Annotated in this window: 26 protein-coding genes and 1 tRNA gene; 14 read left to right on the top strand and 13 right to left on the bottom strand. The window is 74.2% G+C overall.

Annotated features, from left to right (window positions below; genetic code table 11):
* Window positions 1–158 precede the first annotated feature (158 nt).
* Window positions 159–1,157, top strand: a complete 999-nt coding sequence (locus JQC91_RS00600) for a hypothetical protein (RefSeq protein WP_203284838.1) — start codon at window positions 159–161, stop codon at window positions 1,155–1,157.
* Window positions 1,154–3,742, top strand: a complete 2,589-nt coding sequence (locus JQC91_RS00605; protein WP_203284839.1) for a glycosyltransferase — start codon at window positions 1,154–1,156, stop codon at window positions 3,740–3,742. The genes JQC91_RS00600 and JQC91_RS00605 overlap by 4 nt, the downstream gene beginning before the upstream one ends.
* Window positions 3,743–3,754: 12 nt before the next feature.
* On the opposite strand, the gene JQC91_RS00610 is transcribed toward JQC91_RS00605, so the two are convergent.
* Both JQC91_RS00610 and JQC91_RS00615 read right to left on the bottom strand, forming a co-directional pair.
* Window positions 3,755–3,831 (bottom strand) — tRNA-His (locus tag JQC91_RS00610).
* Window positions 3,832–3,894: 63 nt separating this feature from the next.
* Complete coding sequence (locus tag JQC91_RS00615) at window positions 3,895–4,377, bottom strand: GNAT family N-acetyltransferase (protein WP_203284840.1); 483 nt, start codon at window positions 4,375–4,377, stop codon at window positions 3,895–3,897.
* 45 nt (window positions 4,378–4,422) lie between these two features.
* Between JQC91_RS00615 and JQC91_RS00620 the strand changes: the two genes are divergently transcribed.
* Window positions 4,423–4,611: a DUF6324 family protein gene (locus JQC91_RS00620; protein WP_203284841.1), complete on the top strand. Its 189-nt coding sequence runs from the start codon at window positions 4,423–4,425 to the stop codon at window positions 4,609–4,611.
* Here the strand turns inward: JQC91_RS00620 and JQC91_RS00625 are convergent.
* The 4 genes from JQC91_RS00625 to rbfA form a co-directional block, all read right to left on the bottom strand.
* Window positions 4,608–5,081, bottom strand: a complete 474-nt coding sequence (locus tag JQC91_RS00625; protein ID WP_203284842.1) for an MmcB family DNA repair protein — start codon at window positions 5,079–5,081, stop codon at window positions 4,608–4,610. The two genes, JQC91_RS00620 and JQC91_RS00625, sit on opposite strands and share 4 nt — an antisense overlap.
* 339 nt (window positions 5,082–5,420) lie before the next feature.
* Window positions 5,421–6,305, bottom strand: a complete 885-nt coding sequence (gene truB, locus JQC91_RS00630; RefSeq protein ID WP_203284843.1) for a tRNA pseudouridine(55) synthase TruB — start codon at window positions 6,303–6,305, stop codon at window positions 5,421–5,423.
* Between the two features lie 4 nt (window positions 6,306–6,309).
* Entirely contained in the window at window positions 6,310–7,017 is a 708-nt protein-coding gene (locus JQC91_RS00635) for a phosphodiester glycosidase family protein (protein ID WP_203284844.1), read from the bottom strand.
* Entirely contained in the window at window positions 7,014–7,415 is a 402-nt protein-coding gene (rbfA, locus tag JQC91_RS00640) for a 30S ribosome-binding factor RbfA (RefSeq protein WP_203284845.1), read from the bottom strand. The genes JQC91_RS00635 and rbfA overlap by 4 nt, the downstream gene beginning before the upstream one ends.
* Before the next feature lie 111 nt (window positions 7,416–7,526).
* Here rbfA and dapB point away from each other — a divergent pair, with 111 nt between their 5' ends.
* Window positions 7,527–8,330, top strand: coding sequence for a 4-hydroxy-tetrahydrodipicolinate reductase (gene dapB, locus JQC91_RS00645; protein WP_203284846.1), 804 nt, complete (start codon window positions 7,527–7,529; stop codon window positions 8,328–8,330).
* Window positions 8,331–8,380: 50 nt separating this feature from the next.
* Here the strand turns inward: dapB and JQC91_RS00650 are convergent, their stop codons facing one another.
* Window positions 8,381–8,572: a DUF1674 domain-containing protein gene (locus tag JQC91_RS00650; protein ID WP_238941271.1), complete on the bottom strand. Its 192-nt coding sequence runs from the start codon at window positions 8,570–8,572 to the stop codon at window positions 8,381–8,383.
* 157 nt (window positions 8,573–8,729) lie between these two features.
* On the opposite strand from JQC91_RS00650, the gene JQC91_RS00655 reads away from it, so the two are divergent.
* The 7 genes from JQC91_RS00655 (at window position 8,730) to mutL (ending at window position 17,693) form a co-directional block, all read left to right on the top strand.
* Window positions 8,730–9,980, top strand: coding sequence for an RsmB/NOP family class I SAM-dependent RNA methyltransferase (locus JQC91_RS00655; RefSeq protein WP_203284847.1), 1,251 nt, complete (start codon window positions 8,730–8,732; stop codon window positions 9,978–9,980).
* A gap of 302 nt (window positions 9,981–10,282) precedes the next feature.
* The gene (gene purH / locus JQC91_RS00660) at window positions 10,283–11,851 is read left to right on the top strand and encodes a bifunctional phosphoribosylaminoimidazolecarboxamide formyltransferase/IMP cyclohydrolase (protein WP_203284848.1); all 1,569 of its coding nucleotides are present in this window, start codon (window positions 10,283–10,285) and stop codon (window positions 11,849–11,851) included.
* A gap of 1 nt (window position 11,852) precedes the next feature.
* On the top strand, window positions 11,853–12,314 hold the full coding sequence (gene lspA / locus JQC91_RS00665) for a signal peptidase II (protein WP_203284849.1): 462 nt from the start codon (window positions 11,853–11,855) through the stop codon (window positions 12,312–12,314).
* 62 nt (window positions 12,315–12,376) lie between these two features.
* On the top strand, window positions 12,377–12,880 hold the full coding sequence (locus JQC91_RS00670; RefSeq protein WP_203284850.1) for a DUF3035 domain-containing protein: 504 nt from the start codon (window positions 12,377–12,379) through the stop codon (window positions 12,878–12,880).
* A 112-nt stretch (window positions 12,881–12,992) separates the two neighbouring features.
* Complete coding sequence (locus JQC91_RS00675) at window positions 12,993–14,483, top strand: pitrilysin family protein (RefSeq protein ID WP_343069877.1); 1,491 nt, start codon at window positions 12,993–12,995, stop codon at window positions 14,481–14,483.
* On the top strand, window positions 14,480–15,814 hold the full coding sequence (locus tag JQC91_RS00680; RefSeq protein ID WP_203284852.1) for a pitrilysin family protein: 1,335 nt from the start codon (window positions 14,480–14,482) through the stop codon (window positions 15,812–15,814). The genes JQC91_RS00675 and JQC91_RS00680 overlap by 4 nt, the downstream gene beginning before the upstream one ends.
* 127 nt (window positions 15,815–15,941) lie before the next feature.
* On the top strand, window positions 15,942–17,693 hold the full coding sequence (gene mutL / locus JQC91_RS00685; RefSeq protein ID WP_203284853.1) for a DNA mismatch repair endonuclease MutL: 1,752 nt from the start codon (window positions 15,942–15,944) through the stop codon (window positions 17,691–17,693).
* On the opposite strand, the gene JQC91_RS00690 is transcribed toward mutL, so the two are convergent.
* Both JQC91_RS00690 and JQC91_RS00695 read right to left on the bottom strand, forming a co-directional pair.
* A complete protein-coding gene (locus JQC91_RS00690; protein ID WP_203284854.1) occupies window positions 17,679–18,314 on the bottom strand; it encodes an inner membrane-spanning protein YciB in 636 nt (211 codons plus the stop codon). The two genes, mutL and JQC91_RS00690, sit on opposite strands and share 15 nt — an antisense overlap.
* A 101-nt stretch (window positions 18,315–18,415) precedes the next feature.
* The gene (locus JQC91_RS00695; protein ID WP_203284855.1) at window positions 18,416–19,300 is read right to left on the bottom strand and encodes a DMT family transporter; all 885 of its coding nucleotides are present in this window, start codon (window positions 19,298–19,300) and stop codon (window positions 18,416–18,418) included.
* A gap of 45 nt (window positions 19,301–19,345) precedes the next feature.
* Here JQC91_RS00695 and JQC91_RS00700 point away from each other — a divergent pair, with 45 nt between their 5' ends.
* Window positions 19,346–19,828, top strand: a complete 483-nt coding sequence (locus JQC91_RS00700) for an MgtC/SapB family protein (RefSeq protein ID WP_203284856.1) — start codon at window positions 19,346–19,348, stop codon at window positions 19,826–19,828.
* Here the strand turns inward: JQC91_RS00700 and JQC91_RS00705 are convergent.
* Both JQC91_RS00705 and ftsY read right to left on the bottom strand, forming a co-directional pair.
* Window positions 19,822–20,271, bottom strand: coding sequence for a hypothetical protein (locus JQC91_RS00705; RefSeq protein ID WP_203284857.1), 450 nt, complete (start codon window positions 20,269–20,271; stop codon window positions 19,822–19,824). The two genes, JQC91_RS00700 and JQC91_RS00705, sit on opposite strands and share 7 nt — an antisense overlap.
* 13 nt (window positions 20,272–20,284) lie before the next feature.
* Window positions 20,285–21,481: a signal recognition particle-docking protein FtsY gene (gene ftsY / locus JQC91_RS00710; RefSeq protein ID WP_203284858.1), complete on the bottom strand. Its 1,197-nt coding sequence runs from the start codon at window positions 21,479–21,481 to the stop codon at window positions 20,285–20,287.
* A gap of 109 nt (window positions 21,482–21,590) precedes the next feature.
* Between ftsY and JQC91_RS00715 the strand changes: the two genes are divergently transcribed.
* Window positions 21,591–22,466 carry a lytic transglycosylase domain-containing protein gene (locus tag JQC91_RS00715; protein WP_203284859.1) on the top strand — a complete coding sequence of 292 codons (876 nt, stop codon included), beginning with the start codon at window positions 21,591–21,593 and terminating at the stop codon, window positions 22,464–22,466.
* Between the two features lie 33 nt (window positions 22,467–22,499).
* On the opposite strand, the gene JQC91_RS00720 is transcribed toward JQC91_RS00715, so the two are convergent.
* On the bottom strand, window positions 22,500–22,682 hold the full coding sequence (locus JQC91_RS00720; RefSeq protein WP_203284860.1) for a CsbD family protein: 183 nt from the start codon (window positions 22,680–22,682) through the stop codon (window positions 22,500–22,502).
* A gap of 96 nt (window positions 22,683–22,778) precedes the next feature.
* Here JQC91_RS00720 and JQC91_RS00725 point away from each other — a divergent pair, with 96 nt between their 5' ends.
* The gene (locus JQC91_RS00725) at window positions 22,779–23,807 is read left to right on the top strand and encodes an ion channel (protein ID WP_203284861.1); all 1,029 of its coding nucleotides are present in this window, start codon (window positions 22,779–22,781) and stop codon (window positions 23,805–23,807) included.
* A 13-nt stretch (window positions 23,808–23,820) separates the two neighbouring features.
* On the opposite strand, the gene JQC91_RS00730 is transcribed toward JQC91_RS00725, so the two are convergent.
* Window positions 23,821–25,461 carry a CTP synthase gene (locus JQC91_RS00730; protein ID WP_203284862.1) on the bottom strand — a complete coding sequence of 547 codons (1,641 nt, stop codon included), beginning with the start codon at window positions 25,459–25,461 and terminating at the stop codon, window positions 23,821–23,823.
* Window positions 25,462–25,504 lie beyond the last annotated feature (43 nt).

Below are 25,504 nucleotides of genomic sequence, written 5' to 3' on the forward strand. Positions count from 1 at the left end.
GCCATTGGACGCCCCCGCCGCCGAGGTATAGGCCCCGTCGGGGGATCGGGGCGGGACCGGCGGGAACGTGCCGCCGCGCGGGAGGGTCGATGGAAGGCGAGACGGCCGTCGCGGACCGGAGCGGATCGGCGGGCGCGCGAGTCGCGCCCCGGCCGCCCATGCCGTCCGCCCCGCGCGGCCCGCGCGCCGGGGCCAGCCCGACGGCGGACCTCTACCTCGGGTTCTCGGCCGAGCCTCTGAGGGCGGACGGCGTGCTGCGCATGGTCGCGCCGACGGTCGCCCTCGCCGGGGACACCTTGGTCATCCTGCGCCACGCGCGGGGCCTGCGCCGCCCACCCCCGCACCGCCGGGTGGCTTGGCTGATCGACGACGACGTCGCGGCAGGGTTGGGCGATCGCGCGCTGCCATGGGCCTACCGGGCGCATCTCGCGCGGACGGCATGGCCCGCATGGCGGCGGTGGTCGCGGCGCGCGGACCTCATCCTCGCGGCCTCGCCCGCCCTCGCCGACCGGCTGCGCGCGGTCGGCGCGACGGCGCCGATCACCGTCCTCCCGCCCGCGTGGCCCGCGGACGCGATGGCCCGGCCCGGCACCGGCCCGATCCGGCGGGTGGCCCTCTCGATGGGTCTCTCGCACGCCCGCGACGCGGCCCCCTTGGGGGCGGCGCTGGCGGACCTGCTGTCGCGCTGGCCGGACCTCCGGGTCGAGGTGACCGGCGCCGGATCGGGCATGGCGCCCCTGCGCGGCCACGCCCGGGCCGATCTGCGCCCCGAGGCCCCGTGGCCCGCCTACTGGGACCGGCTGCGCGGGCGCAGCTACGACCTCGGTCTGGTCCCCCACCTCGCGGGCGGCCCGTTCAACGCGTCCCGGTCCGGCGCGAAGCTCGGCGAGCACGCGGTCGCCGGGGCGGCGGTCCTCGGCCAGGCCGGGTGGGCACCCGGGGACGCGGCCCGGCGCGCGGGGCGCGCCCTGTCTGTCGAGGGCGGCGCGGAAGCCTGGACCGCCGCCATCGAGGCGGCCCTGCAGGATCCGGCCCCCGCCCGCGCGGCCGCCGAGGCGGCGTGGACCCACCTGCGCGCCGACGCGGCGGGGGAGCGGCAGCGCGCGGTGTGGCGCGCCATCGCCGAAGGAACGCCGCCGCCGGAGGCCGCGCCGTGACCGACCGCCCCGACACGGTCGCCCCGCCCGGCCCGGTCCGGGTCGGCGGAGGCGTGGCGCAGGGCCGCGTCGCCGAGGCGTGGCGCGTCGTCCTCGAGGCGGTGCGCCGCAGGATCGCCCGCCGCGTGCGCGGCCCGCGGCTGTCCCTCGCGCGGTCGGGCAACCCTGGCCATCTCGACGCCGTGCGGGTCGAGCGCGGCGAGACCTTCGTGAAGGGCTGGACCGGCGGGCGGCGCGTGACGCTGCGGACCGAGCAGCAGACCCTCACCCTCGCCCCCCGCGACGCGCGCGAGGACGTGGTCGGCATCCCCGGCGGCGCGCGCGGGTTCGAGGCGCGCCTGCGCGGCGTGACCTTCCTCGACGTCGCCGTCGACAGCCGCGCGGCCCTGCGGGTCCGGCTCGACACCCCGTGGCAATGGACGAAGGCGTGGGCGCGGCTCTACCCGACGGTCGCGCTCGCGATCCCGTTCCGGCACGGGCGCGACCTGTGGCGCTACCTCGTCCGCGGCGACGCCGTCGCGGCGGCGCGGCTGGAGGCGCTGCTCGTCCCCGCGCCGCCCGCGCCGAGCGTGCCGCGCGCGGCGGCCCGCCTGTTCGCGGACCGGGACGCGCCGCCCGTGCCCGCCCCCGTCGAGCCGGTCGACATCGTCGTGCCGGTCCACGACGCCCATGACGACCTCGTGGCCTGCCTCGAGCGGCTGGAGCGGCACACGGAGCCGCGGCACCGGGTGATCCTCGTGGACGACGCCTCGCCCGATCCGCGCATCGCGCCGCTCCTCGCCGCGTTCGCGGCCCGCCGTCCCGGGACCTTCGTCCTGCGCCTCGACGAGAACGGGGGCTTCGTCGCCGCCGCCAACGCGGGCCTCGCCGCCGCCCGGGGCGACGTGGTCCTGCTGAACACGGACGCCTTCGTCTCGCCCGGCTGGCTGGACCGGCTGATGCGGCCGATGCGCGACGACCCGACGGTCGCCACCGTCACCCCGCTGACCACCGACGGCGAGATCGCGTCCGCCCCGCGCATCTGCCGCCGCAGCGAGCCCGACGACGCGGCCCTCGCGGCGATGGAGGCGGCGGCGCTGCGGCTCGACCCGCTCCGCGCGACGGTCGAGGCGCCCACCGGCGTGGGCTTCTGCATGGCGATGGCCGCGCGCTGGCTGGACCGCGTCCCCGCCTTCGACCCCGCGTTCGGGCGCGGCTACGGCGAGGAGGTCGACTGGTGCCGCAAGGTCGAGGCTCTCGGCGGGCGCCACCTCCTGACGGGCGCGGTCTTCGTCCGGCACCGGGGCGGCGGATCCTTCGGGGCGGAGAAGGCCGAGCGCGTCGCGCGCAACAACCGGATCGTCTCCAAGCGCCACCGGGGCTACGACGCCGAGGTCGCGGCCTTCGTCGCCCGCGACCCGCTGATCGGCCCGCGCTTCGCCCTCGACCTCGCCGCCGCGGCGGCGGAGACCGGAGCGGACGGGACCGGCCCGCTGCCGATCTACCTCGGCCACCATCTCAAGGGCGGGGCCGAGCAGTGGCTGCGCGAGACGCTCGGCCGCGACAGGGACGCGGGGCGCCACGCCATCGTCGTCCGCGACGGAATCGGCAGCGACCACGCCCTGATCGAGCTGCACCGCGCCCGGCGCGGCGACGTGCCGCCCCGGGTGACGCGGGTGGACGTCCCGCTCGACGACCTGAAGGCGTTCCTCGCCCTGCCCGTCCGGCGGGAGCTGACCTATTCCTGCCTCGTGGGCGCGCGCGCGCCGCTCGCGCTGCTGCGGCGGGCCGTCGCGTCCCTCGCGCCGGAGGACGGGCTGCGCGTCCTCTTCCACGACTTCTACCCGCTCTGCCCCTCCTACAACCTCCTGACCGCGCAGGGGGCGTTCTGCGGCCTGCCCGCGCGGGCGGCCTGCGACGCCTGCCACGCAACGCTCGTCGACAGCGGCGCGGGCGAGGGCGCGCGCCCGGTCGACGTGCCCGCGTGGCGGGCGCAATGGCGCGGGGTGCTCGGACGGGCGGACGAGATCGTGACCTTCGCACCCTCCTCCCGCGACCTCGTCGCGCGGGTCTGGCCGCACCTCGCCGACCGCATCCTCGTGCGCCCCCACGACCCGTCGGTCGTGCCCGCGACCGTCGCGCCCCCGGCACGGGCCGACGGGCTACCGGTGGTGGGCGTGCTCGGCGCGATCGGACAGGCCAAGGGCGCCGCGGTCCTGCACCGCTTGGCCGAGACGGCGGGGGACCGGCTGCGCCTCGTGGTGATCGGGCGGATCAGTTCGGGATGGAGCCATCCGCACCTGCATGTCCACGGGGACTACGACCGCGACCACATCGCCGACCTCGCCGCGGATGCGGGGATCGAGCGGTGGCTGATCCCCTCGATCTGGCCGGAGACGTTCTCCTACACGACGCACGAGGCGCTCGCGACGGGCCTGCCGGTCCACGCCTTCGACCTCGGGGCGCAGGCGGACGCGCTGCGGGACCATCCGAACGGCCACCTCCTGCCGCTCGACGCGACGCCGGAGGCCTTGGCCGAGGCGCTCGGCGCGGCGCCGCGGCGGAAGGGCCGGCGGGGCGGACGACTCCGGCGGCGCCGGGCCTGAGGAAGGGGGGGATGGTACCACCTCCCCGGCTCGAACGGGGGACCTCCTGATCCACAATCAGGCGCTCTAACCAACTGAGCTAAGGCGGCACGCGGGGTGGAATTAGCGAAGCGGTCCGGCCCATGCAAGGGGGCCGGACGTCACGGCCCCCGTCACAGGGCGAGCCGCCACGTCTGCTCGACGGTGGGCTGGCCGAACGCCTCGACGGGCGCCTCGGAGGTCAGCTCGAACCCCCGCCGCGCATAGAGGCGCCCCGCCGCGCGGTGGCTCTCGTGCGTCCAGAGCACCACCTCGGCGGCCCCGGTCGCGCGGCAATGGTCGATCAGCAGGTCCAGCATCCGGCGGGCGAGCCCGGTGCCGCGCATCGCGGGCTCCACGAGGAACATCCGCAGCTTCGCCGTCCCCGGCACCGGGCGGGTCGTGAAGATGCAGCCCTGCCGCCCGCCCTCGGCATCGACGGCGATCCACGCCCGCTCGTGTTCGGTCCGGCTCTCCACGAAATCGGCCAGGAGGCGGAGCACGAGCGCCTCGAACCGGATGTCGTAGCCCTCGTAGGCCCAGTAGAGCGCGCCGTGGCGCTGCGCGACCCAGCCCGCGTCGCCGGGCTGCAGGTCCCGGAAGGTGATCTCGTCCATGCACGCCATCTTGCCCGGTGGGGGCGGCGCGTCTAGGGACCGCGCATGGGCATCAACGACGAGAGCGACGCCGAGGCGGGCCTCCAGATCGGACCGACCGATCAGGGCATGGTCCGCATCTACGTCGAGGGCGGCGGCGTGGAGCTGCCGATGGACTTCGAGCCGGAGGAGGCCGAGGAGATCGCGCAGGAGATCCTCGCCGCCGTCGAGATGGCGCGCAAGGCGAGGGGCTAGCGCGATCCCAGCATCGGGTCGCGGGTCCAGTGCAGCCGCGTGGCCGCGTTGCGCGCGAACTTGTGCACGAGCTTGCGGCGCCGCGCCGGGGACAGGCCCAAGGGCTCGGGCATCCGCACGACCTCGGCCCCGAAGGCGTCCGCGATGATGAGGCCGGTGTCCGCGGGCAGCAACTCGGTCGGGAAGTCGGTGTCGACCGCCCAGAAGAACCGGTCGCAATGCCTGAGGTAGCCCTGCCACTTGTGGTCGCCCGCGAAGTCGGCACGGCCGGACTTGCACTCGACCACCCACAGTTCCGACTTGGGCCCCAGCGCCATGACGTCCACGCGCAGCCCGCGCTCGGGCACGAACTCCTCGAGGCAGGCCATGTCGTGGTCGCGCAGATGCCGCATCACGCCCCGCGCGAGCAGCTGGCCCGGCTGGAGCGGCGCGTCGAGCGGCAGCTCGGCGGATGTGATCAGGTCCTTCATGGGCACCGAACCTGAACGAAAGGTGAATCGACGTCCAGCCGCCACCTCCCTCCCTTGTCGGCGGAGGCCCGCCCGCCTAGTTCGGGGCTTGGCGGATTTCTGTGCTTCTCGTCATCCATGGGCAGAATATCCGGTGGCCTTAAGCAACCGAACGATGGCTGGCTCTGGTCGGATCGTGGTCCGGCTACCTGGCTGTCACCTGATTAGTCAGGTCCTCGGGATTGCTTGCCCGACGGTCGCCACGGTTTCCGCCAACCAAGCGACAAACGCCGCCCCACCGGGGCGGCGTTTGCGCGTCGGCCCCATCGCGCGGCGCGGCGGGCGCCACGATCGCGCCCCTTACCGCACGAACACCTTCGTCGGCTGCACCATCCCCCCGAGATACCGTCCCACGGCCACCGCCCGCCCGTCGAGCGACGCCCACACCGTCTCTCCGGGCGACGCGCCCGTCAGCGCCTCCGCCGGGTTCCCGTGCGAGAGCCGCGCGGCGGCGACCGCATCCACCCTCACCTCGGCCAGCCCACCCAGCCCCGCCTCCAAGGGCAGCAGCCGGTCCGACACGTCCCCCTCCAGCGCCTCCAGGCCGACGCCGTCCTCCGCCCGGAACGGCCCCGACCATTCCCGCCGCAGCCATGCGACGTGCCCGAGGCAGCCCAAGGCCCGCCCGAGGTCGCGCGCGACGGAGCGGACGTAGCCGCCCTTGCCGCACTCGAAGACGAACTCCGCCCCGTCGTCGTCGAACGCCGTCAGGTCCAGCCGGTCCACCCTCAGCGGGCGCGGCGCCAGTTCGGGCCGCTCGCCCGCGCGGGCGAGGTCGTAGGCCCGCGCCCCGTCCACCTTCACCGCCGAGACGAAGGGCGGCACCTGCGCGATCTCGCCCCGGAATGCGGGCAACGCGGCCTCGACCGCGTCCCGCGTCGGCCGCGCGTCCGAGGTCTCCACCACCTCGCCCGCCGCGTCGTCGGTGTGCGTCTCCGCCCCCCACGCCACGCGGAAGCGGTAGCCCTTGGGCGCGTCGGTCACGAAGGGCACCGTCTTGGTCGCCTCGCCGAAGGCCACGGCCAGCACGCCCGTCGCGTCGGGGTCGAGCGTGCCCGCGTGCCCCGCCTTGCGCGCGTCCAAGCTGCGCCGCGCGCGGCCCACCACCGGGGTCGAGCCGATGCCCGCGGGCTTGTCGATCACGAGCCAGCCGTGGACGTCGCGTCCCTTCCTGCGCCGCCCCATCGGATCAGCGCGGGCTCACGGCGACGATCGGCCCCATGCGTCGTCCGGGATCGTCCCGCCCGATCCCCGGCGCGAAGAGGCGCGACACCCGCCCGTCGAAGTAGAGCGCGTCGCGGACGCCCAGTTCGTCGCGGAAGAGCGTCGCCATCTCGTGGAAGGTCACCGGCCGGTCCGAGATCGCGAAATGCGCGAGGCCCCCGTCCGGCGACACGCCGACCCCGTTGCGCAGGTTGGTGAAGGTGCTGTCGGCGATGAAGCGCGGATGCACCGCCCCGTCGATCAGCAGCATCGGCCCCGACTGCGTGGCATCGCGGCAGGCGGGGGGATCGGCGGCGTAGGCCCGGCTCTCGATCACGCGCGCGGCGTCGTCGCCGATGCAGAACACCCCGTTGGGCAGCATCCCGAAGTTGCCCGGCCCGTGCGAGGTGACGATGCGCGCCGCCTCGGCCCCGTCCTCGACATAGAGGCCCACGGGCCGCCGGTCGGGATGGTACATGCCCGCGTTCATCGCGAAGAGCGTGTCCCCCGGCAGCGCGGCGAACTCGCCCAGCACCGCGCCCGCCGCGTCGCGCAGGTGCAGGTCGATGCGATGCTCCGACAGGTCGGCGCTGCAGACGGTGAAGGGCTTGCCGCGATGCTCGACGCCCCGGCACGCCTCCTCGGCCGCCGCGGGGGCGCCCAAGAAGGCCAAGAGCGCGAGCAGGCGGATCACTCCTCCGGCTCCGCCGTGTCCCGCGCCACCTCCTCCGAGGCGAAGAGCCGCCGCGCGTCGTCCATCCGGTCGAAGGTCTCGTCGATGCGGAAGCGCAGGTCGGGCGTGTACTTGGTGGTCATCTCGCGGCCCACCGCGCGGCGCAGTTCGCCCCGGTTGCGGGCCAGCGCGGCGATGGCCTCGTCCCGCTTGCCGCCGCCCAAGGGCATGACCCACGCCGTCGCCACCTTGAGGTCGGGCGACACCGTCACCTCGCCCACGGTGATCGACATCGCGTTCAGTTCGGGGTCGTGGACCTCGCCGCGGGCTAGCACCTCCGACAGCGTCCGGCGCAGCAGCTCGCCCACGCGGAGCTGCCGCTGCGACGGTCCCCCGCCGGTGTCGAAGCGCTTGGCCATGTGCCGTCCTTCCGTGCCCGAGCGCCGCCACCTAGGCGCGCCCGCCCCCCGCCGCAACCGTTGCACGCCCCGCGCCCCCGGTCCAAGGACGCCGTGAGTGGAGGATGGCCGATGACGAACGTGGTGATCGCGGGGGCCTCGGGCCGCATGGGGCAGGTGCTGGCGCGGCTGGTGCGCGAGGCGGACGACCTGACGCTGCTCGGCGGCACCGACGCGCCGGGCGGTGACTGGATCGGCCGCGACCTCGGCGAGGCGATGGGCGCGGGGACGTGGGGCGTGCCGGTGACGGACGACCCCATCGAGCTGGTGAAGGACGCGCAGGCCGTCATCGACTTCACCGCCCCCGCCGCAACCGTGGCGCTGTCGGAGATCTGCGCGCAGGCGCGCTGCACCCACGTCGTCGGCACCACGGGGCTTGCCCCGGAGGACATCGGGGCCCTCGACCGCGCCGCGCGCCATGCCGTCGTGGTGCGGGCCGGGAACATGAGCCTCGGGGTCAACCTGCTGACGCAGCTCGTCGCGCAGGTCGCCCGCGCCTTGGGCGAGGAGTACGACGTCGAGGTCGTCGAGGCGCACCACCGCCACAAGGTCGATGCCCCCTCGGGCACGGCGCTGATGCTGGGCGAGGCGGCGGCGGAGGGGCGGGGCGTCATGCTCGCGGACGTGGCCGACCGGGGCCGCGACGGGATCACGGGAGCGCGCGCGAAGGGCGCGATCGGCTTCCACGCGATCCGCGGCGGCGACGTGGTGGGCGACCACGAGGTGATCTTCGCGGGCGACGGCGAGCGGGTCGTCGTGGGTCACAAGGCGTCCGACCGGACGGTCTTCGCGCGCGGCGCGCTCCGGGCGGCACGGTGGGGGCAGGACCAAGCGCCCGGGCACTACGACATGATCGACGTGCTGGGGCTGCGGTAGCCAAATCCCTCCGAAGGGATTTGCGAGTTCCGTCGAAGGAACTCGGCCCCTCAGAAGTCGATCGCCAGCCCCTTCAGCTCCCAGTCGCCGTAGCGGACCGGCTCCGGCCCGTCGCGCCCGCCCAGCTCCACGGGCATCGCGCGGGCCGCCTCGGCGGCCTTGCGCGCCTCCGCCTCCTCCAGCGCGCGGCGCGCCACCTCGGGCAGCGCGGCGCGGCGCGCGGCCTCCGCCTCGGGCGACAGCGGCTCGACCGGCGCGGCCAGGCGCGGCGCCGTGGGGCAGCCGGGATCCTGCGCGCTCTGGGGCAGGTCGCTGGGATCGACCATCATGCGGTCCGGGACGGCTTCGGCCATCATCGCCTCCTCGACGGGGTCACGTAACGGATATACGGGCCGCCCCATGTCCGTTCCATCCCCCGCCGCCTCGAACGCGCGTGCCGCCGCCGTGCGCCTGATCGTCGCCGTCACCCGCGACCGCCGCATGCTGGAGGAGGGGGAGAGCGGCCTGACCGGCGCGGACGCCGCCCGCGCGCTGCGCCTAGCCGCGCTCACGCTGCGCCACCTCTCCCGCGCCGATGCGCTGCTGCTGCCGCTCTTGGGCCGCAAGCCCAAGGCCGATGCGATGGCGATGCTGCGGCTGGGCACCGTCGAGATGCTGGAGGCGGGCGCCCCGCCGCACGGCGTGGTGGGCGACCTCGTGGCCGTCGCCAAGTCGCGCCGCGCCACGGCTGGCGTCGCGGGGCTGGTCAACGCGATCCTGCGCAAGGTGGCCGACCGGGGCGAGGACTGGGCCGCCCTGCCGCCGCCGGCCCTGCCCGGCTGGATGCGCGCGCGCATCGCCAAGGGGTTCGGGCAGGACCGCCTGCTGGCCATCGAGGCCGCGCACCTGATCCCGGCACCGACCGACCTGACGCCGCGCGACCCGGCGCTGGAGGTCGAGGGCACGACGCGCCTGCCGACCGGCTCGCTGCGGATGGAGGGCGGGCAGGTCACCGCCCTGCCCGGCTGGGACGAAGGGAATTTGTGGGTCCAGGACGCCGCCGCCGCCGTGCCCGCGCGGCTCTTGGGCAACGTGGCGGGGCTGCGCGTGCTGGACCTCTGCGCCGCGCCGGGCGGCAAGACGATGCAGCTGGCCGCCGCGGGCGCCCGCGTCACCGCCGTGGACGCCTCGGAGGGCCGATCCCGCCGCCTGCGCGACAACCTGCGCCGCACCGGGCTTGAGGCCGAGGTCGTCGTCGCCGACGCGCTGGACTGGGAAGCGGAGCCCTTCGACGCCGTCCTCCTCGACGCGCCCTGCTCGGCCACCGGCACGATCCGCCGCCACCCGGACCTGCCGCTCATCCGCCGCCCGCAGGAGGTGGAGCGCCTGACCGAGCTGCAATACCGCCTGCTCGACCGCGCGCTCGACCTCGCGAAGCCCGGCGCGCCGGTGGTGTTCTGCACCTGCTCGCTCCTGCCCGCCGAGGGGGAGCTTCAGGTCGCCGCCGCGCTCAAGCGGCATCCGGGGCTGGCGGCCGACCCGCTCGACGCGGGGGCGCTCGGCCTGCCCCCCGAGGCCGCCGTCGAGACCGGCCTGCGCACCACGCCGGAGATGTGGGCCGAGCGCGGCGGGATGGACGGGTTCTACATGGCGCGGCTGCGGCGGGGCTGAGCGCCCTCGTCATCCCCGGGCGAAGACCCGGGGACCTTCGGGGAGTACTACGAACGACGCGAGCGCATCGCAGGGCCGTGGCGCGGCGATCTTCCCCCTCCGCGAAGCGCTTTTTCCCTCACCCCCGCACGACGTCCCGGCGGAGCGCCGTCGGAACGGGATCGCCGGGCCGGGGGACGGCCCGGCGATGCGCGGCTCGCTGGCGCTCGCGTACCGCGCAGGCGCTCCGCTCGACCCGTCCCCCGGCGGAATCCCCCCGCCGCCTCTGGCCCTCCCCGCCCCGCCACGCTACCCGCGCGCCCATGACGAACGTGACCCTCCGCCGCGCAATCCTTTCCGTCTCCGACAAGACCGGCCTCGCCGATCTGGGCCGCGCCCTCGCGGACCGTGGCGTCGAGCTGATCTCCACCGGCGGCACCGCCAAGGCCCTGCGCGACGCCGGCCTGACCGTCCGCGACGTGGCCGAGGTAACCGGCCACCCGGAGATCATGGACGGACGGGTCAAGACGCTGCACCCCCGCATCCACGGCGGGCTGCTGGGCCGGGACCAGGACGCGGACGTGATGGCGGAGCACGGCATCCCCGCCATCGACCTCGCCGTGGTAAACCTCTACCCGTTCGAGGCCACCGTCGCGCGCGGCGCGGACCACGCCGAGACGGTCGAGAACATCGACATCGGCGGCCCCGCCATGGTCCGCGCGGCGGCCAAGAACCACGCCCGCGTGGCGCTGGTCACGGACCCCGAGGACTACGACGCCCTGCTGGCCGAGCTGGAGGCCCATGACGGCGCCACCACCCTGCCCTTCCGCACCCGGCTGGCGGCCACCGCCTACGGGCGCACCGCGCAATACGACGCCGCCGTGGCCGCGTGGATGTCGCGCGAGGACGATGCGCCGCGCCGCGTCTCCGCTGCCGCGACGCTGCGCCAGCCGCTCCGCTACGGCGAGAACCCGCACCAGCGCGCGGCCTTCTACGCCGACGGCTCGGACCGCGCGGGCGTGGCGACGGCCACGCAGGTGCAGGGCAAGAACCTCAGCTACAACAACATCAACGACACGGATGCGGCGATCGAGCTGGCCGCCGACCTGCCCCGCGACCGGGCGGGCGTGGTGATCGTCAAGCATGCCAACCCCTGCGGCGTGGCCGTGGCGAACGACCTGCCTGCCGCCTACCGCGCCGCCTACGACTGCGACAGGACCTCGGCCTTCGGCGGCATCGTCGCCGTCAACCGCACCCTCGACCGCGCCACGGCCGAGGCCATCGCCGAGATCTTCACCGAGGTCGTCGTGGCGCCGGACGTGGACGAGGACGCGGCCGCCGTCTTCGCGGCCAAGAAGAACCTCCGCCTGCTGACCACGGGCGCCCTGCCCGACCCCACCGCGCCGCGCCGCATGATGAAGCAGGTGGCGGGCGGCTGGCTGGTGCAGGATCACGACGTGGGCCGCATCACGGCGGCGGACCTGAAGGTCGTCACCAAGCGCGCGCCCGACTCGATGCAGATGGCCGACCTCCTCTTCGCGTGGACGGTGGCGCGGCACGTGAAGTCCAACGCCATCGTCTACGCCAAGGACGGCGCCACCGTGGGCATCGGCGCGGGCCAGATGAGCCGCCTCGACAGCTCCCGCATCGCAGCCCGCAAAGCGCAGGACGTGGCCGAGGCGACGGGCCTGCCCCAGTCGGCGGCCGTGGGCTCCGTCGTCGCCTCCGACGCCTTCTTCCCCTTCGCCGACGGACTGCTCGCGGCGGCCGAGGCTGGGGCCACGGCGGTCATCCAGCCTGGCGGGTCCATGCGCGACGACGAGGTGATCGCCGCCGCCGACGAGGCGGGTCTGGCGATGGTGTTCACCGGCATGCGCCACTTCCGCCACTGACATGGCGCGCCTCTGGATCGCAGCCGCGGCGGCCTTTGCCCTCGACCAGCTCTCAAAGCTGGTCGTCGTGCACGGCCTGAACCTCGACCGCGTCAAGGAGATCGAGGTCTTCCCGCCCTACCTCGTGTTCATGATGGGCTGGAACACCGGGATCAACTTCGGCCTCGGCGCGGGCGGGCCGGAGGTGATGCGCTGGGTGCTGACCGGCCTCGCCGTCGTCATCTCCCTCGCGCTGATCGTCTGGGCGCGCAGGCTGCCCCCTCTGGCGCAGGTCTCGGCCGGCCTCGTGGTGGGCGGCGCGCTCGCGAACGCGCTCGACCGGGTGATCTACGGCGCGGTGGCCGACTTCCTCAACATGTCCTGTTGCGGGATCGACAACCCCTTCGCCTTCAATCTCGCGGACGTCTTCATCTTCGCCGGTGCCTTCGGTCTGATCCTCTGGGGCGAGCGCAAGACGGCGTGACCTCCGCCGCGACAGGCGCTAGACACGCCGCCAAGAGGCCCGTAGCGGCCCGGAGGGACGACATGCACATCCGCATCTGCGCCGCCATCCTGCTCACCGTGCTCGCCGCCTGCAGCGACGCCGATCCGCGCCTGATGAACGTCGGCACGTCCAGCCGCGCGCCCGACGAGTTCTCGATCCTGCCCACCAAGCCGCTCGAGGCGCCCGACGACTTCTCGGCGCTGCCGCCGCCCACGCCCGGCGGCAGCAACCGCACCGACCCGCAGCCGGAGGCCGAGGCCATCCTCGCGCTGGGCGGCAACCCCGACGCGGGCGCGGGCGGCGGCGCGCTGGTCGCGGCGGCCTCGCGCTTCGGCGTCTCGCCCAACATCCGCGCGACGCTCGCGGCCGAGGACCTCGATTTCCGCCGCAAGAACGACGGGCGCCTTCTGGAGCGGATCTTCGACGTCAACGTCTACTTCCGCGCCTACGCGCCGCTTGCCCTCGACCAGGAGGCGGAGCTCGCGCGCCTGCGCCGCCTCGGGGTGCGGACCGTGGCCGCCCCGCCGGGACCGGGGTTCCAGTAGGCCGACGCCCCCTGACATTCGCGTGAGCGCCCCACCCTCCCCCGGTTTGAAATGCGGGCGGATGCGTCCACATCCCCCCAAAGGCCCGCGACGGGCCGAACGGAGGGACACCGTGCGCCATCTCGCCACCGCCGCCGCGCTCGCTGCGGCGACCGCCACCGCCGCCCATGCGGACGACACCGTCACGACCTACACGCTCGACAACGGCATGGACGTGGTGGTCATCGAGGACGCCCGCGCGCCCGTCGTCGTGCACATGGTGTGGTACGACGTCGGCGCCGCCGACGAGCCGCCGGGCAAGTCCGGCATCGCCCACTACCTCGAGCACCTGCTGTTCAAGGGCACGGACGACTACGGCCCGGGCGAGCTGGACGCAATCGTCGACGGCCTCGGCGGCTCGCACAACGCCTTCACCGCGCAGGACTACACCGGCTACTTCCAGCGCGTCGCCTCCGAGCACCTGGGCCTGATGATGGAGCTCGAGGCGGACCGGATGCGCGACCTGCGGATCACGCAGGAGGACATCCTCGTCGAGCGCGACGTCGTGCTGGAGGAGCGCGCGCAGCAGCTCGAATCCTCGCCCGGCGCGCTGCTCAACGAGCAGCAGGCCGCGCTGCAGTACATGAACCACCCCTACGGCATCCCGATCATCGGCTGGCGCCACGAGATCGAGGAACTGGCGCTGGAGGACGCGCTCGACTTCTACGAGCGGTTCTACGCCCCCAACAACGCCACGCTCGTGGTGGCGGGCGACGTGGCCCCCGAGGACGTGCTGGCGCTGGCAAAGGAGCATTACGGCCCCTTGGAGCCGACCGAGGGCCTCGAGGAGCGCGCCCGCCCGCAGGAGCCGCCGCAGACGGCCGCGCGCCGCTTCACCTTGGAGGATCCGCGCGTCTCCAACCCCTACGTCATCCGCACCTACCTCGCCCCCGAGCGCGACGCGGGCGCGCAGGAGGAGGCCGCGGCCCTCGTGGTCCTCGCGGAACTGATGGGCGGAAGCTCCGCCACCTCGCTGATGGGCCGCACGCTGGAGCAGGAGGAGGGCGTCGCGCTCTACACCGGGGCGTTCTACTCGCCGGTGTCGCTCGACGATACGCGCTTCGGCTTCGTCGTCATGCCCGTGTCCGGCCGGTCCTTGGAGGAGGCGGAGGCGGACATGGACCGCATGATCGCGACCTTCCTCGACGAGGGCGTCGACACCGCGCGGCTGGAGCGCATCCGCAGCGGCATCCGCGCCGAGGAGATCTACGGACGCGACGGGCTGCAGGGCCGCGCACGCGCCTACGGCGCGGCGCTTGCCTCCGGGCTGACGGTCGAGGACGTGCAGGCGTGGCCGCGCGTCCTCGAAGCGGTGACCGAGGAGGACGTCATGGCCGCCGCCCGCCGCCTCCTGACCCCCGCCCGCTCCGTGACGGGCTACCTGACGCGCCCCTCGATCGAGGGGACGGACGCCGACGGGGCCGACACCGGCCCCGTGAACGCGGTCCTTCCCGCCGCCGAGGTGGTGGACGAGGCCGCCGACGCCGCGCTCGACGCGGCCGAGGAGGGCGTCACCGAGCCGGTCGACGGCTCCGCCGAGAACACCGAGGAGGTCTCCCAATGATCCGCGCCCTGACCGCGGCGGCCTTCGTCGCCACCGCCCCGCTCGCGCCCGCGCTGGCCGCCGTCGAGATCCAGGAGGTCGTCTCCCCCGGTGGGATCACCGCTTGGCTGGTCGAGGAGCCGTCGATCCCCTTCGTCGCCATCGAGCTGCAGTTCGAGGGTGGGGCCGGCTTGGACCTGCCGGGCAAGCGGGGCGCGACCTTCCTGATGCACGGCCTGCTCGAGGAAGGCGCGGGCGCACGGGACAACGTCGCCTTCGCCGAGGCCGTCGAGGAGCTGTCTGCGCGCTTCTCCTTCGAGGCGTTCGCCGATTCGGTCACCGTGTCGGCGCAGATGCTGACCGACGAGACCTTGGACGACGCGGTCGCGCTGCTGCGCGACGCGATCACCGACCCGATCTTCGATCCGGCGGCGGTCGAGCGGGTGCGCGGCCAGGTCCAGTCGATCATCGAGGCGAACGCCAGCGACCCCGGCGAGATCGCGTCCGCCGCCCAAGCCGCGTCCCTGTTCCCCGACCACCCCTACGGCTCCGGGATCGAGGGGACGCGCGAATCGGTGGCCGCCCTCACGCCCGCCGACCTGGCGGAGGCGCACCGGAACGCGATGCGCCGCGACAACGTGATCGTCGGCGTCACCGGCGACATCACGCCCGAGGAGTTGGGTCCGCTGCTCGACGACCTGCTCGGCGGGCTGCCCGAGACCGGTCCCGAGGGGCCGGGCCGGGCCGACATGGCCGAGGTCGCGGGCATCGACGTGATCGAGTTCCCCGCCCCGCAGTCCACCGTCCGCTGGGCGCAGGGCGGGATCGGCCTCGACGATCCGGACTACTTCGCCGCGATCCTCGTGAACCACGTGCTCGGCGGCGGCGGCTTCGGCTCGCGGCTGACCGAGGAGGTGCGCGTCGAGCGGGGCCTCACCTACGGCATCGGCACGGGCCTCGCCCCCCGCGACCATGCCGAGCAGTGGCTGGGCTCCTTCTCGGCTTCCAACGACAAGGTGGCCGAGGCGATCGACGTGGTCCTCGACGAGTGGTCGCGGATGGCGACCGAGGGCCTGACCGAGGAGGAGCTGGAGGCCGCCAAGACCTACGTCATGGGCGCCTACCCGCTCCGGTTCGACGGCAACGCGCGCATCGCGGGCATCCTCGCGGGGATGCAGTCCATCGGCCTGCCCATCGACTACATCCCCACCCGCAACGATCGGGTGGAGGCCGTGACGCTCGAGCAGGCCAACCGGGTCGCGCGCGAGCTGCTGACGCCGGATCAGCTGTCCTTCGTCGTCGTCGGCCAGCCCGAGGGCGTCGAGGACGGCCCCCTCCCCGCCGACGGCTGAGGGCGGGGCCCGGATCGCTCGTCGAGAGGTCCGGGCCGCGGCCCCGCTGCGGCGATTCCGCTCCGACGACGGACCGTCGCGGCGCGGGCCGCTGGCCCCGTCCGCCTCCCTCCGCTACCTCCGTCCCATGGCCGCCCCGATCCGCCCCCTCGACGCCCACGCCATCGACCGCATCGCGGCTGGCGAGGTCGTGGAGCGGCCGGCGAGCGCGGTGAAGGAGCTCGTCGAGAACGCGCTCGACGCGGGCGCGGCCCGGATCCACGTCGACATCGCGGACGGGGGGCGCGCCCTGATCCGCGTCACCGACGACGGCCACGGCATCCCGGCGGACGCGCTGCCCCTCGCCGTCGCGCGCCACGCGACGAGCAAGACCGACGGCGCCGACCTGCTCGACATCGCGACCTTCGGCTTCCGCGGCGAGGCCTTGGCCTCCATGGCCGCCGTGGGCCGCCTGACCCTCACCTCCCGCGTCGAGGGCGCCGAGGCGGCGCAGCTGAGGGTCGAGGGCGGCGCCGCCCATCCCGTCCGCCCCGCGGCCCTGTCGGGCGGCACGGTGGTCGAGCTGCGCGACCTCTTCTTCGCCACGCCCGCCCGCCTAAAGTTCCTGAAGTCCCGGCGCGCCGAGACCCAAGCGGTGGTGGACGTCCTGCGCCGCCTCGCGCTCGCATCGCCCCGGGTGGCGATCACGCTGCGCGACGGCGACCGCGACCTGCTCCGGGCCGATCCCGCCACCGGGGACGGGGCGGGCCTCGCCCGCGCGCGCGCCCTCCTCGGCGCGGACTTCGCGGCCGACGCCCTGTCCGTGTCCCACGACCGCGACGACCTGCGCCTCGCGGGGCTGGCCGCCCGCCCGACCCATTCGCGCGGCGACTCCACGCGCCAGTTCCTGTTCGTCAACGGGCGCCCGGTGCGCGACCGTGCCCTCGCCGGGGCGCTGCGCGGGGCCTACCGCGACGTGATGGCCGCCGGGCGGCATCCGGTCGCGACGCTCTTCCTCGACCTCCCCCACCGGCAGGTCGACGTGAACGTCCACCCCGCCAAGACGGAGGTCCGGTTCCGCGACGCCGCCGCCGTGCGGGCGCTGATCGTGGGCGGGGTCCGCGCCGCCCTCGCCGCCGACCGGGGCGCGGGGCGCGGGGCGTCCGAGGCCGTCGCGGGCGCGGCGCGCGTCTACCAGATGGACCTGCCGTCGCGCGCGGCCACGCGGACCGCCTACGCGATGCAGGCCCCCGCCCAGCCCCGCGCGGGCTTCGCCGAGGCGCCCGCCGCGCGCGTCGAGCCGGAACCGGAGGCCCCCGCCGACGGACCCCTCGGCGCCGCGCGCGCGCAGCTGCACGAGAACTGGATCGTCGCGCAGACGGCGGACGGCATGATCCTCGTCGATGCCCATGCCGCCCACGAGCGCATCGTCTGGGAGCGGCTCAAGCGCCAGGCCCGCGACGGCGACGTTCCCGCGCAGGCCGCCCTCATCCCCGAGGTGGTGGAGGTCGGGCTGATGGAGGCGCAGACGCTGCTGTCGCTGGACCTCGCCCCCCTCGGCCTCGTGCTGGAGCCGTTCGGCCCCGGCACCGTCGCCGTGCGCGAGACGCCCGCGATCCTCGGCCAGGTCGCCGCCGCGCCGCTGCTGCGGGATCTGCTGGAGGAACTGGAGGACGAGGGCGGCGACCCGGCCGCCGCCCTGCGTGCGCGGCTCGACGCGATCCTCAGCCGCATGGCCTGCCACGGATCGGTCCGCACGGGACGCCGGATGCGCGGCGAGGAGATGAACGCGCTCCTGCGCGAGATGGAGGCGACGCCGCATTCGGGCACCTGCAACCACGGGCGCCCCACGTGGGTGGAGTTGAAGCTCGCGGATATCGAGCGGCTATTCGGCCGCTGATCCCGCGTCGGAGTCGGGCGGCGTCTCGCGCTTGATGAGGCCCGCCTGGAAGATGAAGAACGCGAACATCGCGCCGGGCAGCCCGAAGGTCTTGAGCCAGACCCATGTCTCCGTCTCCAAGGTCCGCCACGCGACCTCGTTGGCGACCGCCAGCCCCGCGAAGAGCCACGCCATCCGCTTGGTCAGGATCATCCACCCCCGCTCGGTCAGCGGCAGCGCCTCGGACATCACCATCGAGAGGTAGGATTTCCCCCGCCACAGCCCGAACCCGAGGATCGCCGCGAAGATCGCGTAGATGACGGAGGTGTCCATCTTCGCCCAGCGCTCGTCGTTGAAGAGGAAGGCCATCCCCCCGAAGAGCACGATCAGCACCGTGGTCAGCACCTGCATCCGGCTGAGGCGCCCCGTCAGCGCCCAGAGCAGCCCCGTGCAGACGAGGAAGAGCGGGATGAACGCCACCGTGACGATGATGAACGACTCGTACTCCGTCCCGGAGATCACGAAGGTCCGGTCCTTCAGCCGCAGGTAGGCGACGAAGAAGAGCAGCACTGGGCCCAGTTCGAGCGCGGTCTTGAGCCAGCCGGGGATGGGGCGGCCGGTCTTGGGAGGGGCGTCTGTCATGGGGATGAGGTATGGGGTGGGGGCGGGATGGTCCAGCGGGGAGGGCGGGGGCATCTCCGGACCGCGACGGCGCCGCATCGCGGGGGCGGCCCGCCGCCGCGCTACCCGCCCGCCTCCACCACCACCGCCCCCAGCGCGATCAGCGCCATCAGCCCCGCCCGCCGCGGCCCCACCGGCTCCCGCAGGACGAGCCAGCCGATCAGCGCCGCGAACACCGTGGACGTCTCGCGCAGCACGGCCGCCTCGCCCACGTCGTCGAGACGCGTCGCCATCATGATCGACCCGAAGGATCCGAAGGCGATCACCGCGCCCGCGAGGCCGAGCCGGACCAAGGGCGGATCCCACCGCCACCTGCCGCGCACCGCCGCGATCAGGGGGAAGTCCAAGGACGACAGGAAGAACAGCCAAGCGAGGAAGGTGAACGGGTTCGGCGTCAGCCGGATGCCGTAGGCGTCCCACGTGGTGTAGACCGCCACCGTCACGCCCGTGGCCACCGCGAAGCCCAGCGCGGGCCCCAGCGTCGCGCGGTCCGCCATGTGACGCGCGTTGTAGAGCGACAGCCCGAACATCCCCGCGACGAGGAGGCCGACGCCCGACCACTGGAGCGGCGTGAACGTCTCCCCGAACACGGCCCCGGCCGCCAGCACCGTCAGCAGCGGCCCGGTCCCCCGCACGACCGGGTAGACCACCGTGTAGGCCCCCCGGTCGTAGGTCGCGGCCATCAGCGTCTTGTAGGCGAGGTGGATCGCCACCGCGCCCGCCAGCACCGCCCATTCCATCCCCTGCGGCGGCGGCACCACGAACAGGAGCGGCACGGCCAGCGCCGCCATCCCGCAGTCGATCGCCGCCCGCGACGTCCACGGGTCGTACCGCCCCTTCTGGAGCGCGCCGAACAGCGCATGGAGAACCGCCGCCAAGAGCGCGAGCGCCAGCGCGAGCCGATGCCCCGCCGCCGTCCCCTCGATCCCCGCGAGCCACTCCGTCACGGGAACCCCGGCCCCGCCCCCGCGATTCCCCTGCCGGAGGTGCCCATGCTCGACGCCCTGATCGAGGAAGTCTCGACCCCGTTCGGCTCTGCCAGCGTCGCCGTGATCGCGGCCCGGCTGCTCGTGGCCATCCTGCTCGCGGGGGTCATCGGCATGGAGCGGGAGTGGCGCGACAAGCCCGCCGGGCTCCGGACGCACATGCTCGTGGCCGTGGCCGCCTGCCTGTTCGTGCTGGTGGGCCAGCAGCTCTCGTACGTGCCGATCAACGAGGACGCGGACCTGCAGGTCGATCCCCTCCGCCTGATCGAGGCGGTCACGGCGGGCGTGGCGTTCATGGCGGCGGGCGTCATCTTCACGTCGCGGGGGCAGGTGCGGAACCTCAAGACCGGCGCGTCGATGTGGATGGCGGGCGCGGTCGGCGTGGCCTGCGGGGCCGGGCAGATGCCGCTCGCGGCGCTGGCCACGGTCGTGGTCGTCTGCGTGATGGTGGCCGTGCGGCGGATCGAGAAGTGGATGGGCACCTACTGAGCCCCGCCCAGCGCGGGATCGGCCAGCCGCCCGCCCATCGCGTCGAGCGTCGACAGCAGCACCGGCGCGCGCGCGGCGCCGACGAAGATCAGCGCCTCGTGCCGCTTGGCCCCCATCCCGCCCAGCCGCCGGGCGAGGCCGCGCATCAGCCGTTCCTCCACCCCCGCCTCGCGGTATTCCGGGATCACCCCGAACCTGTCGATCCAGCCCAAGCGGACCCCCGGCGCCATCCCCTCGGGCAGCAGGCGCGCGCGCAGGCGCCGGTCCTCGCATTCGAGGATCACGCCCTGCCCCACGATCAGGTCCCGGTCCCGCGCCCAGAGCGCCGCCACCGGCTCCCACCCCTCGGGGCGGTCCGTCGAGGCGGTCAGCCCGCAGGCCACCTGCAGGCGCACCGCATCCGCGTCGCTGGCCGGCGGGTCGGAGGAGAGGCGGATCCTCATCCGGCCATGCCGGTCACGCCTCCGCGCCCGTCAGGGCCGCCGCGAACTCCTCGGGGTCGAAGGGCGCGAGGTCGTCGATCTGCTCGCCCACCCCGATAGCGTGGATCGGCAGGCCGAACTTGTCCGCCAGCGCCACCAGCACGCCGCCCTTCGCCGTGCCGTCCAGCTTGGTCATCACGAGGCCTGTCACGTCCGCCATCTTGCGGAACTCGCTCGTCTGCGTAACGGCGTTCTGGCCGGTGGTCGCGTCCAGCACGAGCAGCGTGTTGTGCGGCGCCGACGGATCGCGCTTGCGGATCACGCGCACGATCTTGGCCAGCTCCTCCATGAGGTCGGCGCGATTCTGCAGCCGCCCGGCGGTGTCGATCATCAACAGGTCCGCGCCGTCGGCCTCGGCCTTCTCCAGCGCGTCGTAGGCCAGCGAGGCCGGGTCGGTGCCCTGCGCCGCCGCCAGCACGGGCACGCCCGCGCGCTCGCCCCAGACCTTCAACTGCTCCACGGCCGCCGCGCGGAACGTGTCGCCGGCGGCGATCACCACCGACTTGCCCGCCGCCCGGAACTGCGAGGCGAGCTTGCCGATGGTGGTCGTCTTGCCGCTGCCGTTGACGCCGACGACCAGCACGACCTGGGGCCGCTTCGGCATCAGGGGCATGGGCCGGGCCACCGGCTCGACGATGCGCGCGATCTCGGCGGCGAGCAGCGCCTTGATCTCGGGCGTCGACAGCCGCCGCCCCATCCGGCCCTCGGCGATGTTGGCGGCAACGCGAAGCGCGGTGTCCACCCCCATGTCCGAGGCGATCAGCAACTCCTCCAACTGCTCCAGCATCTCGTCGTCGAGGACACGGCGCGGCGCGGCGGGCGTGGCAGCACGCCCCATGAGCCGTCCGAGGAGGCCGGGCTTCGACGGCTCGGGCTCCGGTTCCGGCGCGGGCGCGGGCGTCGGGGGCGTCTCCGGCTGCTGGTCCAGCGGCGGGATGGCGGGGGACGGGATGGGCCGCGGCGCAGGCGCTTGGTCCGCCGCGGACGGCGCGGGCTCCGGCGCGGGCCGCGCCTCGGCGGCGGGGGCGGGCGGTGCGTCCTCCGTCGGCGGGGGCGCCGGGGCCGGCTCGGACCCCGTCTCCGCCCCCTCCTCCACGATGGCGTCCAGCCCCTCCTCCAGCTTCGAGGAGGATCGCGTCAGGCGGTCGCGCAGCTTGCGGAAGAAGGACATCTCGGCTCCCCGTGCCACGTCGCGTGGTCCGGCGCCCGTCCTACCGCCCGGACGGATCACGGGAAACCCCGGTTGACAGACGCGCCCGCGTCGCCACCGTGGAGGGGCGATGCGCCTGCTCCTCGCCCTCCTGCTGCTGCTCGCGGTCCCCGCCGCCGCCGACCCGCCCCCGCGGCTGTGGTGCTCGGCCGAGACCGGCGCGCGGCACTGCATCCGCGCCGACCGCTTCGACGCGGACCTCTGCCGCCAGATCGAGGCGGAGGCGGCGGCCCACGGGATCCCGGCGGACTACTTCGCGCGCCTGCTCTGGCAGGAGTCGCGCTTCCGCCCCCGCGCGGTCTCGCCCGCCTACGCCAAGGGCATCGCGCAGTTCATCGACTCCACCGCCCGCCTGCGCGGCCTCAAGGACCAGTTCAACCCGGCCGAGTCGGTCTTCCGCAGCGCGGAGTACCTCGGCGAGATGACGCGCCGCTACGGCAACCTCGGCCTCGCCGCGGCGGGCTACAACGGGGGCGAGCGCAGGGTGGAACGGTTCATCGCCCGGCAGGGCGGCTTCGCGCGCGAGACGATCGACTACGTGTCGATCATCACCGGCAAGACGGTCCAGGACTGGCGCGACGGCGACCCGAAGCCTGACATGCGCCTGTCCGACGGCCCGTTCGGCTCCGCCTGCCTCGCGCTCGCGGGGCAGCGGCGCCTGCGCCCGCTGGCGCCGCCCGCGCCCCCGCCGGTGGTCTTCGCTCCGTGGGGGGTGCAGGTCGGGTACGGGCACACGCCGCAGCGCGCGCGCGCGTCCTACGCGCTGCTCCTGCCGCAATGCCGCCAGGAGGCCCGGGTCGAGTTCGTCCCCCAGCCCGCGCGCCGCGGCGGGGGACGCGCCTACATCGCGGTCCGCCTCGCGGCGCAGACCCGGCGCGAGGCCGCCCGCCTCTGCCAAGGCATCAGGGCGCGGGGCTGCGGCTGCGCGGTCTACCGCAACCCCTAGGGGCCCGCGCGTCCCGCCGCGCGACGGCGCTCGTCACTTGCCGGACAGCTTGTCCTTCAGGTCGCCGACCCCCTTCTGGACCTTGCCCTCGACCTGGTCGGCCTGCCCCTCGCGCTTCAGGTCGTCGTCACCGGTCAGGTCGCCGGCCGTCTCCTTGACCTTGCCGCCGAGATCCTTGCCCCGGCCCTCGGCCTTGTCCTGCGTGCCATCGGTCATCGCGTCGTCCTCCGGTTGGGTGCATCGGGAACGGGCGGCGCGACCCGCCGGTTCCGCCGCTGTGGAACCCGAGCGCCCCCGCCCCCCTTGAGGCACATGCTCCGATCCGCCGCCCGCGCCGCCCCGCTCCTCCTGCTGCTCGCCTCCGTCCCCGCCGCCGCCCAAGACCTCCGCGTCGCGGTGATCGACGCCCCTCCCTTCGCCCAGACCGGCCCCGAAGGCGCGCGCACCGGCATCGCGGTGGACCTCCTGCGCCTCGCGCTCGACGACCTCGGCCTGTCCGCCACGTTCGAGGACGCGGACGGCACCGCCCCCGCCGCGCTCGCCGACGGCGCGGACATCGTCCTGCCCGTCTCCGCCTCGCCCGACCTCGCCCGCACCGCCGCGCTCACGGTGCCGATCTACACGGCGACCCTCGGCGCGGCCGATGCCGGCGGGGGGCGCATCCTCGCGGTCCTGCAGGGCCTCGCCTCGTGGACGTTCCTGCGCATCGTGCTCGGCGTCTGCGCGCTCCTGCTCGTGGTCGGCGCGGTGGTCTGGCTGCTGGAGCGGCGTCGCAACGACGAGATGTTCCACCCCGACCTCAAGCGCGGCCTCGGCGACGGGTTCTGGTGGGCGGGGGTGACGCTCACGACGATCGGCTACGGCGACAAGGCGCCCGCCACGACGGCGGGGCGCGCGGTGGCGATGCTCTGGATGCTGACCGGCCTCGCCGTGTCCGCGTCGCTCACCGCCGCCGTCGTCTCGATGGCCAGCGGCGGGCAGGCCGCGCTCTCGCTTCCCGGCGATCTCGAAGGCCAGCGCGTCGTGGTCGCCGAGGGTGGCGCGGCCGAAGCCTACGTCCGCCGCGTCGGCCTGCCCTACGAGGCGGTCCCCGACCTCGTCGCCGCGCTCGCCGCCGTGAAGGCGAAGGATGCCGACGTGGCCTTGGGCGGCGCGCCCGCGCTGCGCGCCGCCAGCGACGGCGACCTGCGCATCACCGAGACGCGCCTCGACCCCGTCCTCGTCACCTTCGCCCTGCCGAAGGACAGCGACCTGCGCCAGCCGCTCGACGTCGCGCTCCTGACGCTGATCGCCTCCGGCACAGCGCAGGACGTGGCCCGCCGCTACCTGCCGGACGAATAGGCGCGGCCCACCCCTACACCAAGCGCGACTGCTCCTTCGCCGCCTTCACGAACCCCTCGAACAGCGGATGCGGCGCGAAGGGCTTGGACTTGAGCTCGGGGTGGAACTGCACCCCGATGAACCACGGGTGGTCCGCCCACTCCACGATCTCCGGCAGCTTGCCGTCCGGCGACACCCCCGTGAAGCAGAGCCCCGCGTCCTCAAGCTTGTCACGATACGCGATGTCCACCTCGTAGCGGTGGCGGTGGCGCTCCTCGATGGCGGTCTCGCCATAGACCTCGGCCACCTTCGAGCCGTCCGTCAGATGCGCGTCGTAGGCGCCCAGCCGCATCGTGCCGCCCTTGGCGTCGGTCTTCTTGCGCGTGACCTTGGCGTTGCCCTTCACCCACTCCTTCAGGTGGTAGACCACCGGCGTGAACGCGCGGGGATCGGCGCCCGCGAACTCCTCGGACGCGGCGTCCTTGATCTTCGCCACGTTCCGCGCCGCCTCGATCACCGCCATCTGCATGCCCAGACATATGCCGAGATAGGGGATGCCGCGGGTCCGCGCGAACTCGGCGGCCTTGATCTTCCCCTCGGTCCCCCGCTCCCCGAAGCCGCCGGGCACGAGGATCGCATGGAAGCCCTCCAAGTGCGGCGCGGCATCCTCGCGCTCGAAGATCTCCGAGTCGATCCACTCCGCCCGCACCTTCACCCGGTTGGCGATGCCCCCGTGCGTCAGCGCCTCGGCGATCGATTTATAGGCGTCCTCCAGCTGGGTGTACTTGCCCACCACGGCCACGCGCACGTCGCCGTCGACGTTCTGGATGCGGTCGACCACGTCCTCCCACCGCCCGAGGTTGGGGCGCGGCGCGGGGTTGATCCCGAAGGCGTCCAGCACCGCTTGGTCCAGCCCCTCGGCGTGGTAGGCCAGCGGCGCCTTGTAGATGCTGTCGAGATCCTTGGCCGCGATCACGCTCTCGGGCCGGACGTTGCAGAACAGCGCCAGCTTCTCGCGCTCCTTCGCGGGGATGTCCCCCTCCGAGCGGCACACGAGGATGTCCGGGGCCAGCCCGATGGACCGCAACTCCTTGACCGAGTGCTGCGTGGGCTTCGTCTTCAGCTCGCCCGACGCCTTGATGAACGGCAGCAGCGTGAGGTGCATGAAGATGCACTCGCCCCGCGGGCGCTCCTGCGCGAACTGGCGGATCGCCTCGAAGAAGGGCAGCCCCTCGATGTCGCCCACCGTGCCGCCGATCTCGCAGAGCTGGAAGTCGACCTCGTCGTCCCCGATCCGCAGGAAGTCCTTGATCTCGTCGGTGACGTGCGGGATCACCTGGATCGTCTTGCCGAGGTAGTCGCCTCGCCGCTCCTTCTCCAGCACGTTGGAGTAGATGCGCCCCGACGAGACCGAGTCCGTCCCCCGCGCCGCGACGCCCGTGAACCGCTCGTAGTGGCCGAGGTCGAGATCCGTCTCCGCCCCGTCGTCGGTGACGAACACCTCGCCATGCTCGAACGGGCTCATCGTGCCGGGATCGACGTTGAGGTAGGGGTCCAGCTTGCGCAGCCGCACGGTGTAGCCCCGCGCCTGCAGCAGCGCCCCCAGCGCCGCCGACGCCAAGCCCTTGCCGAGCGACGACACGACGCCGCCGGTGATGAAGATGTATCGTGCCATGGACCCCCGCGGTGGCCGAATCTGCCGTCGGCCTGATCTGCTC

This window comes from Jannaschia sp. Os4, from assembly GCF_016820245.1.
Lineage (GTDB): Bacteria > Pseudomonadota > Alphaproteobacteria > Rhodobacterales > Rhodobacteraceae > Jannaschia.